At 31.0% G+C, this 18,291-nt stretch carries 19 protein-coding genes; 18 read left to right on the plus strand and 1 reads right to left on the minus strand.

Going from position 1 to position 18,291, the window contains the following annotated elements:
• Positions 1-206: 206 nt before the first annotated feature.
• From ACX0KU_RS10885 to ACX0KU_RS10970, 18 genes are all read left to right on the plus strand, one after another.
• Positions 207-533: an ATPase gene (locus ACX0KU_RS10885; RefSeq protein ID WP_472989932.1), complete on the plus strand. Its 327-nt coding sequence runs from the start codon at positions 207-209 to the stop codon at positions 531-533.
• The gene (locus ACX0KU_RS10890; RefSeq protein WP_472989933.1) at positions 520-2,472 is read left to right on the plus strand and encodes a V-type ATP synthase subunit I; all 1,953 of its coding nucleotides are present in this window, start codon (positions 520-522) and stop codon (positions 2,470-2,472) included. The genes ACX0KU_RS10885 and ACX0KU_RS10890 overlap by 14 nt, the downstream gene beginning before the upstream one ends.
• Before the next feature lie 39 nt (positions 2,473-2,511).
• Positions 2,512-3,012: a V-type ATP synthase subunit K gene (locus tag ACX0KU_RS10895; protein WP_472989934.1), complete on the plus strand. Its 501-nt coding sequence runs from the start codon at positions 2,512-2,514 to the stop codon at positions 3,010-3,012.
• 21 nt (positions 3,013-3,033) lie between these two features.
• Positions 3,034-3,630, plus strand: coding sequence for a V-type ATP synthase subunit E (locus ACX0KU_RS10900; RefSeq protein ID WP_472989935.1), 597 nt, complete (start codon positions 3,034-3,036; stop codon positions 3,628-3,630).
• Positions 3,631-3,644: 14 nt separating this feature from the next.
• Positions 3,645-4,646: a V-type ATP synthase subunit C gene (locus tag ACX0KU_RS10905; RefSeq protein WP_472989936.1), complete on the plus strand. Its 1,002-nt coding sequence runs from the start codon at positions 3,645-3,647 to the stop codon at positions 4,644-4,646.
• The gene (locus ACX0KU_RS10910; protein WP_472989937.1) at positions 4,639-4,947 is read left to right on the plus strand and encodes a V-type ATP synthase subunit F; all 309 of its coding nucleotides are present in this window, start codon (positions 4,639-4,641) and stop codon (positions 4,945-4,947) included. Before ACX0KU_RS10905 ends, ACX0KU_RS10910 begins: the two co-directional genes overlap by 8 nt.
• Before the next feature lie 18 nt (positions 4,948-4,965).
• Complete coding sequence (locus ACX0KU_RS10915; RefSeq protein ID WP_472989938.1) at positions 4,966-6,744, plus strand: V-type ATP synthase subunit A; 1,779 nt, start codon at positions 4,966-4,968, stop codon at positions 6,742-6,744.
• On the plus strand, positions 6,737-8,119 hold the full coding sequence (locus tag ACX0KU_RS10920) for a V-type ATP synthase subunit B (RefSeq protein WP_472989939.1): 1,383 nt from the start codon (positions 6,737-6,739) through the stop codon (positions 8,117-8,119). The genes ACX0KU_RS10915 and ACX0KU_RS10920 overlap by 8 nt, the downstream gene beginning before the upstream one ends.
• A gap of 2 nt (positions 8,120-8,121) precedes the next feature.
• Positions 8,122-8,793: a V-type ATP synthase subunit D gene (locus tag ACX0KU_RS10925; RefSeq protein WP_472989940.1), complete on the plus strand. Its 672-nt coding sequence runs from the start codon at positions 8,122-8,124 to the stop codon at positions 8,791-8,793.
• 233 nt (positions 8,794-9,026) lie between these two features.
• Positions 9,027-9,551, plus strand: coding sequence for an ECF transporter S component (locus ACX0KU_RS10930; protein ID WP_472989941.1), 525 nt, complete (start codon positions 9,027-9,029; stop codon positions 9,549-9,551).
• Positions 9,552-9,768: 217 nt separating this feature from the next.
• Positions 9,769-10,110, plus strand: coding sequence for a hypothetical protein (locus ACX0KU_RS10935; protein ID WP_472989942.1), 342 nt, complete (start codon positions 9,769-9,771; stop codon positions 10,108-10,110).
• 134 nt (positions 10,111-10,244) lie between these two features.
• The gene (locus ACX0KU_RS10940; RefSeq protein WP_472989943.1) at positions 10,245-11,426 is read left to right on the plus strand and encodes an FprA family A-type flavoprotein; all 1,182 of its coding nucleotides are present in this window, start codon (positions 10,245-10,247) and stop codon (positions 11,424-11,426) included.
• Positions 11,427-11,528: 102 nt separating this feature from the next.
• The gene (locus ACX0KU_RS10945; protein ID WP_472989944.1) at positions 11,529-11,921 is read left to right on the plus strand and encodes a hypothetical protein; all 393 of its coding nucleotides are present in this window, start codon (positions 11,529-11,531) and stop codon (positions 11,919-11,921) included.
• 247 nt (positions 11,922-12,168) lie between these two features.
• Positions 12,169-13,137 carry a class II fructose-bisphosphatase gene (glpX, locus tag ACX0KU_RS10950; RefSeq protein WP_472989945.1) on the plus strand — a complete coding sequence of 323 codons (969 nt, stop codon included), beginning with the start codon at positions 12,169-12,171 and terminating at the stop codon, positions 13,135-13,137.
• Between the two features lie 197 nt (positions 13,138-13,334).
• Entirely contained in the window at positions 13,335-14,264 is a 930-nt protein-coding gene (hprK, locus tag ACX0KU_RS10955; RefSeq protein ID WP_472989946.1) for an HPr(Ser) kinase/phosphatase, read from the plus strand.
• Positions 14,242-14,790: a 5-formyltetrahydrofolate cyclo-ligase gene (locus tag ACX0KU_RS10960; RefSeq protein ID WP_472989948.1), complete on the plus strand. Its 549-nt coding sequence runs from the start codon at positions 14,242-14,244 to the stop codon at positions 14,788-14,790. The genes hprK and ACX0KU_RS10960 overlap by 23 nt, the downstream gene beginning before the upstream one ends.
• A 79-nt stretch (positions 14,791-14,869) precedes the next feature.
• Positions 14,870-15,811, plus strand: a complete 942-nt coding sequence (locus ACX0KU_RS10965) for a magnesium transporter CorA family protein (RefSeq protein WP_472989949.1) — start codon at positions 14,870-14,872, stop codon at positions 15,809-15,811.
• Positions 15,812-15,936: 125 nt separating this feature from the next.
• Positions 15,937-17,352 carry an aminopeptidase gene (locus ACX0KU_RS10970; protein ID WP_472989950.1) on the plus strand — a complete coding sequence of 472 codons (1,416 nt, stop codon included), beginning with the start codon at positions 15,937-15,939 and terminating at the stop codon, positions 17,350-17,352.
• Between the two features lie 25 nt (positions 17,353-17,377).
• Here the strand turns inward: ACX0KU_RS10970 and ACX0KU_RS10975 are convergent, their stop codons facing one another.
• Positions 17,378-18,214, minus strand: coding sequence for a PHP domain-containing protein (locus tag ACX0KU_RS10975; RefSeq protein ID WP_472989951.1), 837 nt, complete (start codon positions 18,212-18,214; stop codon positions 17,378-17,380).
• Positions 18,215-18,291: the final 77 nt, after the last annotated feature.

The raw sequence follows: 18,291 nt of genomic DNA on the forward strand, positions 1-18,291 counted from the left end.
GGTTGGTATTTACAGAATATTTGTTTAAATTTTCTGAAAGTGGCCGTTTTTAATTTTGATTAGTTCATAGTATAGGTATTATAATTGTTACAATCTTGTTATTGATACCATATTAAGTATTTAAATCTATACTTTAAACTAGCCAATATAATTATTTATATATAATTATATATTAATTCCATTTTAAATATAAAGGTGGTGAGACTTTGGCATTAGAAGCAATTAAACAAATTAGAGATTCAGAAGAAAAGGCAATGGAAATAATTAAATTAGCTCAATCTCAAAGCAATGAAATACTAAAAAACGCTGATGCAAACGCTATTAATGAATATAAAAGAATTATTAATATTGCAAAAGATGATGCTAAGAAAATTTTAGATGAGGCTATTGATAAGGCAGAAAAAGAAGCTGCACCAATATTATCTAGTGGTAAAGAAAAAGCGGATACTATAAGAAATGTACCTTTGGAGAAATTAGACAAAGCCGTAAATCTAGTTATTGAGAGGATAGTGAATATCAATGGCAATAGTTAAAATGAAAAAATTTACATTGTTTGCCTTTGAAGAGAAAAGGGAGGCCTTGCTTAAAAAGCTGCAACAGTTTGGAGAAGTACAGTTTAGAGACCTTCAAGAAGAGTTAGAAAATGAAGATATGAACTTTCTTAAAGGAGCTGCTGTGGACAAGGATATATTGGATATAGAAACAGAAATGTTAAAAATAACCTTTTCGCTAGAGTTTTTAAGGCCATACATAAAAAAGATAGGTGGTTTAAAGGCACTAAAGAATGGTAAAAAGAAAGTTAGTTTTGATGAACTAGAAAGAATAGTAAAAGACATAAACTGGATAAAAATTTACGAAGAGTTAAAGGATAAGGAAGAAAGACAGAATATTTTAAATAACGAACAAACAAAGTTAGAATCTGAAATGGAAACTTTAATACCTTGGAAAAATTTCGACGAAAATCTTGGGGTACTTAAAGATTTTAAAATTGCTCAACATTTTTTAGGAACAGTGCCAATTGGACTCAAAGAAGGATTTATAGAGGAATTTGAAAGAGAAGTTGATAATTCCTATGTAGAAATCATAAATGAGAGTAGGGATGAAGTATATCTTCTAGCTGTTACATTAAAGAATAAAGCAGATCAAACACTAGAAATTTTAAAGAAGTATGGATTCACTAAAGCTACTATAAATTATAATGGCAACCCAAATGAATCGATTGATAACATTAAAGCTAGAATTTTAGAGATACAAAAAGAAAAGGACGCTATCACAAAAGAATTAGAGCAACTTGATAGCTATCAAAATGATCTTGAACTTGTATATGAATATTATTATAACAAATTAATAAGAGCAAGGGCAGGATTAAATTTTCTTAAATCAAGCAAAGTAGTCGCTATACAAGGCTGGGTAACAGAAAATGAGAGCAAAGAATTAGAGGATGTTACAAAGAATGTTACTGAAGGAAACTATTATATAGAAATTGAAGATATAAAAGATGGGGAGTATGCCCCTATACTATTAAAAAATAATGGCTTTGTAGAATCTTTTGAAAGTATAGTAGGCATGTATTCACTACCAAATTATGGAGAAGTAGACCCCACTCCTATAATGTCAGTTTTTTATCTAGTATTCTTTGGAATGATGCTTTCAGATGCAGGGTATGGACTTATAATGGTCATAGCAACTACAATAACTTTGAAATTCTTCAATATTGACGATAATTTGAAAAAAAGTGTAAAACTTTTCTTTTATCTAGGAATTTCTACCGTTGTTTGGGGAGCTATATATGGTAGTTGGTTTGGAGATGCTCCTATAACCATACTTGGTATGGAAAGTATACCTAAACTAATTGATCCACCAACTGAAATTATGAAAGTTATGGCTTTATCTATAATTTTAGGAGCAGTACACATCTTCGTTGGATTAGGTATTAAAGGCTATATTTTAATTAGGAAAAAGAAGTATTTAGATGCTTTATTTGATGTAGGTTTTTGGTATATAACACTTATAGGTGGTATTTTGTTTGGAATCGGACTAATTCCTATAATAGCTAAATGGATGCTATTTGGTGGGCTGATAGCTTTATTTGTAACTCAAGGTAGAGATGCGGATAGTATTGGAGGCAAAATTGGAGGAGGTTTATATGGTGTTTATGGTATAACCTCTTATATTGGAGATTTTGTATCATACTCAAGATTACTTGCTTTAGGTCTAGCTACTGGTTTTATTTCTGGAGCATTCAATCTTATGATAGGACTAGTGCCATCTCCAATTAAATATATTGTAGGACCAATAATATTTGTAATTGGACATTTGTTTAATTTAGGAATTAATGCATTAGGTGCTTATGTACATGCAAATAGATTACAGTACCTAGAGTTCTTTGGTAAGTTTTATGAAGGTGGAGGAAAGCCTTTCGAACCATTTAATGCTAAGTCAAAATATGTTGAAGTAGTAAAGCAAAAATAAATTAATCTAAAAAATAATTATCTTAGGAGGAATTAAATTATGGAAAATGTTACAACGTTATCACAATGGTTAATTAATAATGGTGGATTAGGGTTAACAATTTTAGGAATAGCTTTAGCTACATTTATGTCTGGAATAGGTTCAGCTAAAGGTGTAGGTATAGTTGGTGAAGCAGCATCAGGGGTAATTACTGAAGATCCAGATAAATTTGGTAAAGCACTTATATTAGAATTGTTACCTGGCACACAAGGTTTATATGGTTTCGTTATAGGATTATTAATATTATTAAATAGTGGAATTTTAGGTGGAACAGCAAACATAGATTTCGCAACTGGAGGAGCTTACCTCTTAGCATCACTTCCAATTGCTTTTGCAGGATGGCAATCAGCAATTTCTCAAGGTAAAGTTGCAGCAGCAGGTATGAATATATTAGCTAAAAAACCTGAACACTCAACTAAAGGTGTTATCCTTGCAGTTATGGTTGAAACTTATGCGCTTTTAGCATTCGTTATTTCTCTATTATTAGTATTTAATATATAATTGGTTGGGATGTGAAGACACATGTCTAATATAAAAAATTTAACTAGTAAAATTCTAGAAGATGCTGAAGCTACTGCAAAAAAATTAATAGAAGAAGCAAAACTTAAGGAACAAGAAGTAATTGCTAAAAAAGTATCAGAAGCTGAAGACGAGAAAAAAATTATACTTTCAAGAGCTGAAAGTGAAGCTAAAATAAGATCGGAGAGAATTGTTTCAAATTCTTACCTGCAGGTTAGGAATATGAATTTAACATCAAAGGGAGCAGTTATTGATAGGGTGTTTAATATTGCAGAAGATAAATTAATGCAATTACCAGCTGATAAAATTTTAGATTTTATAAAAAATAGTATATTGTCTATCGAAATAAAGGGTGATGAAGAAATTGTAGTAGGAGAGAATAATACTGCAGTGACTCCAGAATTCATTAGTGAACTAAATAAGGAACTAAATGCTAAGGGCAAATTAGGAGAGTTAAAGCTGAGTTCTATAAAAAGAAAGATAAAGGGAGGCTACGTTCTAATTAAGAATGGAGTGGAAATAAACTTCACCTTTGAAGCTTTAATAAAATCACTAAGAGATGAACTTGAAGCGGAAGTAGCAAGTACTTTGTTTAGTTAGAGGAGGAAAGCTTAATGAGTAACATAAAGTATGTTCAGGCTGTACCAAGAATAAGGTCAATTGAGAACAAGTTGCTAGACAAGGCAAAAATAGAAAGATTAGTTGACAGTAACTCAGCTGATGAGGCTTTTAAAATCCTTCAAGAAACTAGTTACGGTACTTTAATGGCTAACTTAAAAAGACCTGAGGAGTACGAGATTTTATTAAGCAATGAATTAAAAAAGCTTTACTCTTTTATGTATGAAATAGCTCCAGAAAAAGAGTTGATAGATATTATGAGTATAAGATATGATTATCACAATATAAAAGTACTTTTAAAGTCAGAGATTTTAGGTAAAGATTTTTCCAGTCTTCTTATCCCGGTTGGTACAATAAAAATAAGTGATTTAAAAACTTACATATCAACTGAAAATTATGGGAATTTACACTCCATGATGAGAGAAGGAATTAAAGAATCTAAGGAATCATTTAAAGAAGATAAAGATCCTCAAAAAATAGATGTAATTCTTGATAACTATATGTATAAAGATTTGTACTCTAGAGCTCATTCTCTAAATGAACCCTATTTAATAAAATTTATACAAACAAATATTGATTTAATAAATTTAAAAACATTATTAAGAGTTAAGAAACAAAATAAATCAAGAAAATTTTTAGAAGAGATTTTACTAGAAAATGGAAAGATGGATAAAGCAAGTCTAGTTGAATTACTTAGTGTATCATTAGAAAATATTATAAATAAATTACAGTATTCTGATTATATTAATGTAATTAAATTAGGAATAGAAGAATACGCACAATCAAAAAAGTTAAATATATTTGAAAAACTTTCAGATAATTTTATTATGAATTTCATAAAAGATGCTAAATATGTTAGCTTTGGTGTAGAGCCATTACTTGCTTATATTTTTGCTAAAGAAAATGAGATTAGATTAGTAAGAATTATAATGGTTGGGAAGTTAAACAATATTAATGCTGAACTAATAAAAGAAAGGCTGCGTGATATCTATGTATAAGATAGGTGTTGTTGGCGATAAAGATTCAGTGTTAGCTTTTAAGGCTATTGGAATAGATGTATACCCTGTTGTTGAAGCAGATGAGGCAAGAAGGACTATTGATAAAATGGCAATGGATAAATACGCAGTCATATTTGTTACTGAACAAGTTGCTAAAGATATTGAGGAGACAATTAAAAGATATAATAGGGAAACACTTCCAGCAGTTATATTGATTCCGAGCAATCAAGGAACGTTAAATATAGGTATGCAGAGAATAAGGGACAATGTGGAGAAAGCAGTAGGAGTTAATATTTTATAAGGAAGGTAGGTAGTTAACTTGAAGACTGGAAGAGTTATGAAGGTTTCAGGACCTTTGGTAATAGCCGAAGGAATGGAAGATGCAAGTATATATGATGTTGTAAAAGTTGGCGATAAACGTCTTATCGGTGAAATAATAGAAATGAGAGGCGATAAAGCTTCAATTCAAGTTTACGAAGAAACCACAGGTCTTGGACCAGGAGCTCCAGTAGTTACTACAGGAGTACCTTTAAGTGTAGAACTTGGGCCAGGACTTATTGAGTCTATGTTTGATGGAATACAAAGACCCCTTGAAGGTATAGCAGCAGTGGCAGGAAGCTATTTAACAAAGGGTGTAGAAGTACTTGCATTACCTAGAGATAGAAAGTGGCACTTTGTTCCTACTGTTAATGTAGGTGATATAGTTAAAGCTGGATATATTATAGGAACAGTACAAGAAACTACTGTTGTAAGTCATAAAATAATGATTCCTTATGGAATGGAAGGTAAAATAATATCTATTTCAGAAGGCGATTATACAATTGAAGAGACTGTTGCAGAAATAGAAACAGCAAAAGGAATTGAAAAAATTATAATGCTACAAAAATGGCCTGTAAGAAAAGGGAGACCTTACAAAGAAAAATTAAATCCTATTGAGCCGCTTGTTACAGGACAGAGAATTGTAGATACATTTTTTCCAGTAGCAAAAGGTGGAGCAGCATGTGTACCAGGACCTTTTGGAAGTGGTAAAACAGTAGTACAACATCAGCTTGCAAAATGGGGAGATGCCCAGATAGTGGTTTATATAGGATGTGGAGAGCGTGGAAATGAAATGACAGACGTTCTTCTTGAATTCCCAGAGTTAAAAGACCCTAGAACTGGAGAGTCTCTAATGAAGAGAACAGTTCTTATAGCTAATACTTCAAATATGCCGGTTGCTGCACGTGAGGCATCTATATATACTGGTATAACTATAGGGGAATATTTTAGAGATATGGGATATTCAGTAGCTCTTATGGCTGACTCAACATCACGTTGGGCAGAAGCATTAAGAGAGATGTCAGGACGACTTGAGGAAATGCCAGGTGATGAAGGATATCCAGCTTATCTAGGTTCAAGACTTGCAGATTTTTATGAAAGAGCTGGTAAAATTGTATGTCTAGGAGATGATGGAAGACAGGGAGCACTTACAGCAATAGGTGCAGTGTCACCTCCAGGAGGAGATTTATCTGAGCCAGTAACACAGTCTACCCTTAGAATAGTTAAAGTTTTCTGGGGACTGGATGCACAACTTGCATATAAAAGACATTTCCCAGCTATAAATTGGTTAAGTTCATATTCTTTATACTTAGAAAGTATAGGACGTTGGATGAATGAAAATGTATCTGATGAATGGGTAGATTTAAGAACAAGAGCTATGACACTGCTTCAAGAAGAAGCAAGTCTTGATGAAATAGTTAGACTTGTAGGTATAGATGCTCTTTCAGAAGGAGATAGATTAAAACTTGAAGTTGCTAAGTCAATAAGAGAAGATTATTTAATGCAAAATGCTTTCCATGATGTAGACACATATGCATCTCTTAATAAGCAATTTAAAATGCTTAAGCTTGTTCTTGCATTCCAAGATGAAGCCGTAAGGGCGTTAAAAGCTGGAGTTTATTTAAATAAGATAATAGATATGAGAGAAATGAGAGAAAAAATAGCAAGAGCTAAGTACATCTCGGAATCTGAAATAGATAGAATAGATGCTATAGCAGGGGAACTGGTAACAGCAATGGATAAGCTAATAGCGGAAGAAGGTGTTATTGTAAATGCTTAAAGAATATAAAACGGTTAGAGAAGTAGTTGGACCCTTAATGCTAGTAGATGGTGTTGAAGGAGTAACCTATGATGAACTAGTTGAAATTGAGCTTCAAACTGGTGAAATAAGAAACGGCAAAGTTCTTGAAATAAATGGAGAAAAAGCTTTAATCCAGTTATTTGAAGGTTCAACAGGAATTAACTTACTAGGAACTAAGACAAGATTTCTAGGAAGACCTCTAGAAATAAGCCTTTCAGAAGATATGCTTGGAAGAGTCTTTGATGGTCTTGGAAGACCCAAAGATGGAGGACCAAAAATAATACCAGAAGAAAAAAGAGATATTAATGGAGAACCTTTAAATCCGTTTTCGAGAGATTATCCTTCAGAATTTATTCAAACAGGAATATCTGCTATAGATGGACTTAATACTCTAGTTAGAGGACAAAAACTTCCAGTGTTTTCAGGTTCAGGTCTTCCACACGCTGAGCTTGCAGCACAAATCGCAAGACAGGCTAAAGTTTTAAAATCAGATGGTAAATTTGCTGTTGTATTTGCAGCTATGGGTATAACCTTTGAAGAGGCGCAGTTCTTTATAAAGGATTTTACAGAAACAGGTGCTATAGATAGAACGGTACTATTTATGAATCTTGCTAATGATCCAGCAGTAGAAAGAATAGCTACTCCAAGAATAGCATTAACTACAGCGGAATACTTAGCTTATGAAAAAGGTATGCACGTACTTGTAATAATGACTGATATGACAAATTATTGTGAGGCTCTTAGAGAAGTATCCGCAGCTAGAAAAGAAGTTCCAGGTAGACGTGGATATCCAGGATATCTATATACTGACCTTTCTACATTATATGAAAGAGCAGGAAGAGTAAAAGGAAAACCGGGTTCAATTACACAAATTCCCATATTAACAATGCCGGAAGATGACAAGACACATCCAATTCCTGACCTTACAGGATATATAACAGAGGGCCAAATAATTCTTTCAAGAGAATTATATAAAAAGGGAATAATGCCTCCAATAGATGTTTTACCTTCTCTTTCAAGACTTAAAGATAAGGGTATTGGTAAAGAAAAAACTAGAGAAGATCATGCTGATACAATGAACCAATTATTTGCAGCATATGCACAAGGAAAGCAAGCAAAGGAACTAGCTGTTATTTTAGGAGAAGCTGCACTATCTGATATTGATAAAGCTTATGCAAAATTTGCTGAAGCATTTGAAAGAGAATATGTATCACAAGGGTTTACTTCAAATAGATCTATAGAAGAGACACTGAACTTAGGATGGAAACTTCTGAAAATAATTCCTAGAACAGAACTTAAGAGAATAAGAGATGAATATTTAGAAAAATATTTAGGTTCAAAAGAAGGTGAATAAATATGCCTAGATTAAATGTAAATCCTACAAGGATGGAACTTACAACACTAAAAAAGAGATTATCAACAGCAACTAGAGGTCATAAGCTTTTAAAGGATAAGCAAGATGAGCTTATGAGAAGGTTTATAGAACTTGTTAAGTATAATAATAAGCTTAGAAAAAGTGTTGAAGAACAGTTAAGTAGCTCCTTTAAGGATTTTGTTATGGCAAGAGCACTTATGTCTTCAGAATTTTTGGAAGAAGCAATTGCTTATCCAAAGGAAGATATAACTGTTTATGTAAAGACAAAAAATATTATGAGTGTTGATGTACCAGAAATGGAATTTAGAAGACAACTTGAGGATGAAGAGGGAAGTATATACCCTTACGGATATGCTACTACATCATCGGAATTAGATGACTCCATAGAAAAGCTTTATGGGATTCTTCCAAAATTGCTGGAACTTGCTGAAGTGGAAAAGTCTTGTCAACTTATGGCGGACGAAATTGAAAAAACAAGAAGAAGAGTAAATGCTCTTGAGTATATGACAATTCCTCAACTTCAAGAGACTATTAGGTATATTGTAATGAAACTTGAAGAAAATGAAAGAGGAGCTCTTACAAGACTTATGAAAGTTAAGAGTATGTTAGAGGCACAAAGCCAAGCTAATTCAGTATCAGCAGGAGCTATGTAGTATAAAGGTATATAGAATTATTACTACATATCTATGAAACAGATTTTAAAACTTACTTCTTTATAACGAAGAACTAGAGATTATTAAATAAAACCTAAAATTAGAGAAAATCTATTTTAGGTTTTATTATTTTTTTAATTAAGGAGATAATAACTATAGCTTTTAGATATTTACATATATATAAACATAGTGTATATTGGTGTATATACACTAGTATACGGAGGGATGAATAAATGAACAACAATGTTAAAAAACTAACATATGCGGGATTGCTTACTGGAATTGCTATTATGATACCACTTTATTTTGGATTTTTAAAAATAGTTGTTGGTCCGTTCTCAGCAACACTTGCTTCACATGTACCAATGTTTTTAGCTATGTTTTTTGGACCTGGAACAGCAGTAGTTGTTGGAGTGGGTTCTACATTAGGATTCTTTATTGCTGGAACACCTTTATGGATAGTAGCAAGAGCAGCTATGCACATATTTGTAGGTTTAATTGGAGCTGTTATGCTTAAAAAAGGAATTAGTTTTAGGAAAGTTATTTTAGTAACAGCACCTATACACGGAATTTTAGAAGGATTAGCAGTACTACCATTTAGAAATGCATTTGGATGGTCTATAAACTTTATATTAGTAAGCGTAATTGTTGGTACTATACTTCACCATTTTGTAGATGGGCTTATAGCAGCTTCCTTAGTACGAGCACTAAGTAAAAGTGGAAGAAATGAATTTTCACCTAAAGCTTCTGCAGAATAAAAATAGAGACTAAGGCATGAGGAAAATATTGATTTTCTTCGTGCCTTTTTTATTTTTTAAAATTTAACTATAGGATTAAATAAATCTTAATACACTAATGTAATATTATTGTATTATAATATTAGTTAAGGAATAAAAATAAAATGAGGTATATACAATTAATTTTTTAGTGAGGTTATCTTATTACTAACGAAATTATTAAGAGAGGATGGGTTAGATGGATAATAAAAAGACAATAGCTATAGACTTTGAAACCTTAGAAGGAATTATATCTGAATTACAGGAGATAGAAGCTTTGACTCCAGAAGGAGCAGTAAAATTTAGAGTTAATAATTTAATAGAAAATATTAAAAAATATACAGGTGTTAATTCTAATGATTCTTTAGAAGAAAAGATTTTAAAAAAGATGAGGGAATCTAAAACAAATAATCCAGAGCTCCATACAAAACTATACATTCTTTATAGAAATCTAACTGAAGGAAGAATATCATTTGAAAATGCAGAGGGAATGTATGAGAATTATCTTGAAATGTATCCATTTGACACTATGATATTTTAAATCTTTAGGGAAAAATAAACAGAGTTCTTGGATGAAGTTTAGAAATCGTTATCTATGGTAGGTATTCATCGGATAAATATGAAGATTTGGAGTATTATTAAATGATAAATACTATATATGAGGAGAGATAATTGATGGCAGCGATAAAGATGAAAGATGGTATATATTGGGTTGGAGTTAAGGATGCTGGTCTTGAAGTTTTTGATATTATAATGACTACTAAAAAAGGTACTACATATAACTCTTATCTTATTAACGATGATAAAGTAGCTATAATTGATAGTGTTAAAGATGGTTTCTGGAAAGAGGCTTATGAATCTATAAAAGAAATAATTGGAGATAAGAAAGTAGATTATATTGTGGTTCAACATACTGAATTGGATCATAGTGGTTCTATTATAAAGTTTTTAGAGGTATATCCAGAAGCAATAGTAGTAGGAACTACAGCTGCCCTAAATTATTTAAAAGAAATTTTAAATAGGGAATTTATAGGGGAAAACATTTCAAATCTTAAAAAATTAAAGCTGGGTAAAAATACATTAAAATTTATATCAGCACCGAACTTACATTGGCCAGATACTATGTTTACTTATGCAATGGAGCAAAAGATACTATTTAGCTGTGACTTCATAGGAGCACACTATTGTACTAATAATATGATAATTGACAGAAATAAAGAAGATTATCTAGAAGAGTTTAAATATTATTTTGATTGTATTATGGAGCCATTTAAAAAATTTGTTTTAGCAGGACTAGATAAAGTTAAGGATTTAGAAATGGAGTTAATTGCACCAAGTCATGGACCTATTCATTCGAAAAATAGTATAAAAGATTCACTAGAAATTTACAGAGACATGGCACTAGAAAAAGCTCTTGAAGAAAATGTGCAAATATTATATATTTCAGCTTATCATAATACAGAGATTATGGCTAAATACTTAGCTAAAAAGTTAAATGAAAAAGGAATTAAGGCTGAGGTTAATGAAATAACTAATATAGACCATATTGAGGCCGTAGAACGTATAAATAATTGTACAGGATTTCTTGTAGGGTCTCCAACTATAAATCAAGATGCTGTTGAACCAGCATGGAAACTTCTGGCTTCAATATCTGTAATATCAAATAAAGGCAAGGCAGCAGGTGCTTTTGGGTCTTATGGATGGAGTGGAGAGGGAGTTAAAATGATGACTGATAGGTTAAAATCTATGAAATTTAAAACAGTAGATGAGGGAATGAAATTTAAGTTCATTCCAGGAGAAAAAGACTATAGGGTTGCTGATGAATTTTTAGAGAAGTTTATTAGAATACTAAAATAATTAGTATTCTTTATAGAATTTTAATAAAATATAAATTCAGAAATAATAATTTAAAGTATTTATCATAATATAAGTGTATCAATTTAAAAGGAGTGAGCTAATATGGATAAAAAAGAAATATTAAATTTTTTAAAAGAAAGTGACTTAAGTGATGTTGAAGAGCTTAAATTAAAGGGGAAAATGTGTGTTTTTAAATTCTTCTATGAGTTTGATGAAGATGAATTAGCAGGAGCCAGAGGTTATGCAAATGATGAAAGTGAAGATGAAGAGGATGGAGAGGACTGGAAAGAGAGTTATTACCTACCTTACTTAAATGATATAGCAGCAGATAATGTTGGAGAAACTATAGAAGAAATTATAGAAGATTTTGATGTAAATGGGCAATATGTTTCATATGATGTTGATGAAGATGAAGGAAATAGATGCGAATTTATATCAGTATTTTCTAGTGAAGAATTTGATATAGAAGAAGTTTTAGAGGAGTTAGGACTATAATATTATACGTATTATAAAATGAAAAGCACAACTTAATTAGTGCTTTTTATTTTATAGTATAGTTATTTAATATCCGTATAAAAATTATTCTATCTTTGATGAAATGTTGTACAGATTCCTTGTATAAAATCTTATATGTGCTATAATATTTATCGTAATATAATATCTAATATTGTAGAAATATTGCGTAAAACGTGATTACATAGATAAATAAGTAGAACATTACAATAATCTGGAGGGATATCAAATGATGAATATAGATGTAGCTATGGGTTTAGTGAGAGTAACAGAGGCTGCTGCTTTAAAAGGAGCTAGACTTATGGGAAGAGGAGACAAACATGCTGCGGATCAAGCAGCAGTGGATGGAATGGAAAAAGCTTTTAGCATGATGCCTATTAGAGGAACGGTTGTTATCGGTGAAGGAGAAATAGATGAGGCTCCAATGCTTTATATTGGTCAAAAAGTTGGGATTGGACAAGAAAATATGCCTGAGATGGACATTGCTGTAGATCCAGTAGACGGTACAGTGCTAATTGCAAAGGGATTACCTAACTCTATTGCAGTGGTTGCTATGGGACCAAAAGGAAGTCTACTTCATGCTCCAGATATGTATATGCAGAAAATAGCAGTAGGTCCAGGAGCAAAGGGTGCAATAGATATAAATAAGTCTCCAAGAGAAAATATTTTGAGTGTAGCTAAAGCCTTAAATAAGGATGTAACGGAGTTAACAGTTACTGTACAAGAAAGAGAAAGGCATAATTATATAGTAGAACAAGCTAGAGAGGTAGGAGCTAGAGTAAAGTTATTTGGAGAAGGGGACGTAGCTACTATTATAGCCTGTGGATTTGAAAATACTGGTATTGATTTAATGATGGGAACAGGTGGAGCACCAGAAGGCGTAATAGCAGCAGCAGCTATTAAATGTATGGGCGGAGAGATGCAAGCAAAGCTTGAGCCACATACTGAAGAAGAAAGAGAAAGATGTAAGTTAATGGGAATTGATGATGTGGAAAAAGTATTAACTATAGATGATTTAGTAAAGAGTGATGATGTGTACTTTGCAGCAACAGCACTTACAGACAGTGATTTATTAAAGGGAGTAGTATTCTCTAAAAATGATATGGCTACAACTCATTCTGTTGTAATGAGGGCTAAAACTTCTACAATAAGGTTTGTTGAAGCAATTCACTACTTAAATAAAACTAGTTTAATATAAAGGTAAGTTGCGCATAGTCGCAACTTTTTTTTACGTTATCGCGATTATCTAGTATAAAATATTTTTATCTACAACAGTAAAAAGTAATAAATGAAAATTTAACCTAGTAAATTTTTCAAAGTTTGTCAGCTAGTATGGATAAAAATAATTACATAATGTAAAATATTGATATAAATGAAATAAAGTGAGGATTAGTAATGAGAATAACAGTTGAAAATATAATTAAAGACTTAGATTTAGAGGTTGTTGTTAGAGGAGAAAAAAATACAGATATAAAGACTAGTGATATGGTTAGACCAGGACTACAGTTTGCGGGATTTTATAACTATTTTGCTAATGAAAGAATTCAAATAATAGGAAAGGCAGAATGGAGTTTTCTAGAGAGTATGCCTGTAGAAGTTATAAAGAAAAGAATGAAAAAATTCTTTCAGTTTGAAACTCCTTGTGTAATTATAACTAGAGGATTAGTACCACCAGATGAATTAATTGAAAATGCAAAACTTAATAATAGATGGGTTTTAAGAAGTCAAAGCCTAACGACAAAATTCATAACAAGATTAAAAAATTACTTAGAGGCAAAGCTGGCGCCAGAAACTAGACTTCATGGGGTGCTAGTAGATGTATATGGTATTGGAATACTATTAACAGGAGAAAGTGGTATAGGAAAAAGTGAAACAGCATTAGAGCTTATAAAGAGAGGTCATAGGCTTATTGCTGATGATGCTGTAGATATAAAAGAAATTGATGGGAATCTTTATGGAACAGCACCGTATATAACTGAAGGAATGATGGAAGTAAGAGGAATGGGGATTATTGATGTACCAGCACTTTATGGTCTTAGTTCTATTTTAGAGGAAAAAGCTATTAATATCATAATATATTTAGAACAATGGAAATCTGATCATAGCTACGATAGATTAGGAATAGATGAAGAATATTTAAGTATATTAGATATACCAGTAAGGAAAATTACTATTCCAATAAGACCGGGAAGAAATTTAGCAGTTATAATTGAAGCAGCAGCAGCTAACTATAGGTATAGTTTGATTTCCAATGTTTCACCTGTAGAGACAATAGATAAGAGAATGGAAGAAGTGATGAAAATTGAGCAAGAAAAAAAGAATTAGAGATATTATAGAAAAACAGAGAAAAGAATTGAATAAAGATATAAAAAGAGTTTTTGATGAACAAATATTTTATAAAGTAATTGATAGCAGTGAATATAAAAAATCAAAAACTATTTTTATCTATGTGAGCTTTGAAGGAGAGGTTGATACCCATAAAATTATTAAATATGCTTTAGCGGAAGGGAAACAAATATGCGTTCCTAAGATTTTATCTAAGGAAGAAGGTATGAAAGCTATAGCTATTTCTTCATTTAATGAACTAAAACCTAGTGTATATAATATTTTAGAGCCAGAAAGTTTTGATAATACAATTGATGAAAAACAGATAGATTTAATTTTAATGCCAGGAGTAGCTTTTGATAATAAAGGTGGAAGAGTTGGATATGGAGGAGCTTTTTATGATAGATTTTTAGCTAAGATAAAAAGCGATGCGGTAAAGATAGCTTTAGCTTATGATTTTCAAATATTAGAGGAAGTACCAATGGATAAACATGATAAAAAGATTGATAGAATAATTGCTAACTAAATCACAAATAATAAGTTTAAAAAACTAAATAGCTAAAATGTTTTGGTAAAGCCAAAACTAATTTTAGGTTGGTGATTATATGAAAGTGTTAGATATATTAGATAATTTTAAAGAGGCAGATTCTGATTGGAAGGTAGGAAAGAGTAATTATTGGATAATAACAAATAAAGAAGAGATAAAGGAATTAAGAGAAAAGATAGTTTTGGATGAGGAGAGTCTTGCACAGGCTATTAGTCCTATAAATACTTCATCGAAAATAATTTTTTTCGATGGCTATATGTTTTTAAGTTTTAATATATTAGGATATAGAAATAAAATAGTTAAAAGTAGGGAGTTAAATATTTATTTAAGTAAAGATTACATTATTACAGTTTATGATGATAATATTGGAATAATAAATGAACTAATACAAGACATTAATGATTGTAAGAACTGCTTTATGCTCAGAGAAAATCAGAAACCAGCCATGATCCTTTATTATATTATAGATAGGATTATATTGAAAAATTATAGTATTATGTCTAAGCTTGAAGCAAAAGCGGATGAAATAGAAATTGAAGTATTAAGGAATCCTTCTCATGAGCAAGCAGATGAATTAATTCATTTAAGAAGACAACTATATAAGATACGCAAGTTTTTAAATCCTTTAAGATATGTAGGCGATAGCTTAGTCAGCAATGACAATGCAATAATTGAAGAGGATGAAATAAAGCTTTTTTATAATATAAATGCAAAAATAAATAAGCTTATGATGGCCTTAGAAAGTTTGGTTCAGGATTTAGCTTTGGTAAGAGAAGCTTTTGAATCAGAGATAGCTAATAAAACAAATGATTTGATGAAGATATTTACTATAATAACTAGCATTTTTCTTCCTTTAAATCTTATAACTAGTCTTCAGGGAATGAATTTTGATAAAATGCCTCTTACAAGTTCAACCTACGGATATTATTATACAATATTATTAATGTCACTTATTACAGTAGCCCTTATATATGTATTTAAGAGAAAAAAATGGTTATAAAGATATTAGTAAGTAAATATTAAAAAATAGTTTTAAAATCTTTATTGAAATAAATAATACTATAATAAGACTAATATAAAATAAAACTAAATTATTACTATTATAAATAGACTGGGGGAATTAATGTGTCAGAAGAAAAAAAAGAAAATAAGTTAGAAAAAAACTATGATTATGCATGGGAGAAATATTCAGAAAATGATTTAAAGCAAGTATTTGACTTAAATGATAGATACATAAACTTTATGTCAAAGTGTAAAACAGAAAGAGAATGTATAAAAGAATTTGTTGAGATTGCAGAAAAAGAAGGTTATAAAAACCTTGAAAATATAATTAAGTCAAATGGTAAAGTAAAAGCTGGAGATAAAATTTATGCAAATTGTATGGGAAAAACTCTAGCTATGTTTGTTATTGGGAATGAACCTATGGAAAGTGGATTAAGAATTTTAGGTGCACATGTAGATTCTCCAAGATTAGATTTAAAACAAAATCCCCTATATGAGAATACAGATCTAGCATTACTTGAAACTCATTATTATGGTGGAGTTAAAAAATATCAATGGGTAACTATTCCTCTTGCAATTCATGGAGTATTTGCAAAAAAAGACGGTACTGTAGTAAATATAGTAATTGGAGAGGATGATAGTGATCCAGTGGTTGGAATATCAGACCTTTTAATTCATCTTGCTGGAAATCAGCTAGAGAAGAAATTAGCTAAGGGGATAGAAGGAGAAGATTTAAATATTTTAGTTGGAAGTATTCCAATAGAAGATAAAGAAATGAAAAATAGAGTTAAACAAAATATATTAAAGTTATTGAATGAAAAATATGATGTAAATGAAGAGGATTTTGTATCAGCTGAACTTGAGGTAGTACCGGCTGGTCGTGCAAGACATTATGGATTAGATAAGAGTATGGTTATGGCATATGGGCATGATGATAGAGTATGTGCTTATACATCTTTTGAAGCAATACTAAAAGTAAATAATCCAACAAAAACTTGTGTTGTTCTTTTAGTTGATAAAGAGGAAATAGGAAGTGTTGGAGCCACAGGAATGCAATCTAAGTTTTTTGAAAATACTGTAGCTGAAATTATGAACTTAATGGAGAGCTATAATGATTTAAAGCTTAGACGTGCTCTTTCAAGTTCAAAAATGTTATCTTCAGATGTTACTGCTGCCTTTGATCCAAATTACCCATCAGTAATGGAAAAAAGAAATTCAGCATACTTTGGAAAAGGTGTAGTATTTAGTAAATATACAGGATCTAAAGGAAAATCTAGCTCAAATGATGCAAATGCAGAGTATATGGGAGAAATCAGAGCCATTATGGAAAAACATAATGTTACATGGCAAACTGCTGAGCTTGGAAAGGTTGATCAAGGTGGTGGAGGAACTATAGCCTATATATTAGCACAATATGGAATGAATGTTATAGACTGTGGAGTTGCTGTACAAAATATGCATGCACCTTGGGAAGTGGTATCTAAAGCAGATGTATATGAAACATTGATGGCATATGCGGCATTTTTAAAAGAAGTTTAAAGATGAACAAAAGCTCCTGTGTTTTTTACAGGAGCTTTAAAATTTCTAAGAAGTTATTAAGATTATCCTTTTCTAAGGTACATTTACCTATATAGCCATGTTTAGTATCATCAATACCAAGTCCATGATAATCTGAACCTGCTGTAATGATTTTCCTATACTTAGATGCTAAAGTTCTAAAATGTTCTTCTTCGCCATTTCGATTTAGAGGATAAATAGCCTCAACACAATCAAAATCATACTTTAGTATATCTTCAACTGGGGACCGTTTAATTAAAGTAGGATGAGCAAGAGAGGTAATAGCATTAACAGAATGTAGTATATCAAGACCTTCTTCTATAGTAATCTCCTTATTTGGAACATAAGCGGGACTGTTATTACCTAAAATATTATCAAATATATATTGAAAAGCATAAGGGTAGCCTGCTTCTATTATTGCTTTAGCAATATGAGGTCTTGCGATAACTCCATGATTATCGATAAGAAGCTTATTAAAATCTAATTCTATATTAAAAAGAGATTTTAAATTTTGTATTATTTTTTCTGCTCTAATTATTCTATAGTCTTGTATATCTTTTAAGTACTTTTGAAAAGATCTATTTTTATAAGAATCGTCTTTGAAATATCCTAAGATATGAATACTATCACCATTATGTCTAGTAGATAGCTCAATTCCTGGTATAACTTTAATATTTATACTCTCACCCTGTAAAATCCCCTCTTCAACGCCAAAGGTGTTATCATGGTCTGTAATAGCTATAATATCTAATCCTTGATTTTTACCTAGTGAAACTAATTCTTTTGGAGAAAGTTTTCCATCTGATGCGGTTGTATGTAAATGGAAATCACCTTTTCTGTACATCTAATCATCTCCTAAATATAAGTTTATTAATTATTTTATATAATAATAATTACATAATAAGTATAAGATAAATTCTA

The organism is Clostridium sp. X, from assembly GCF_055755365.1.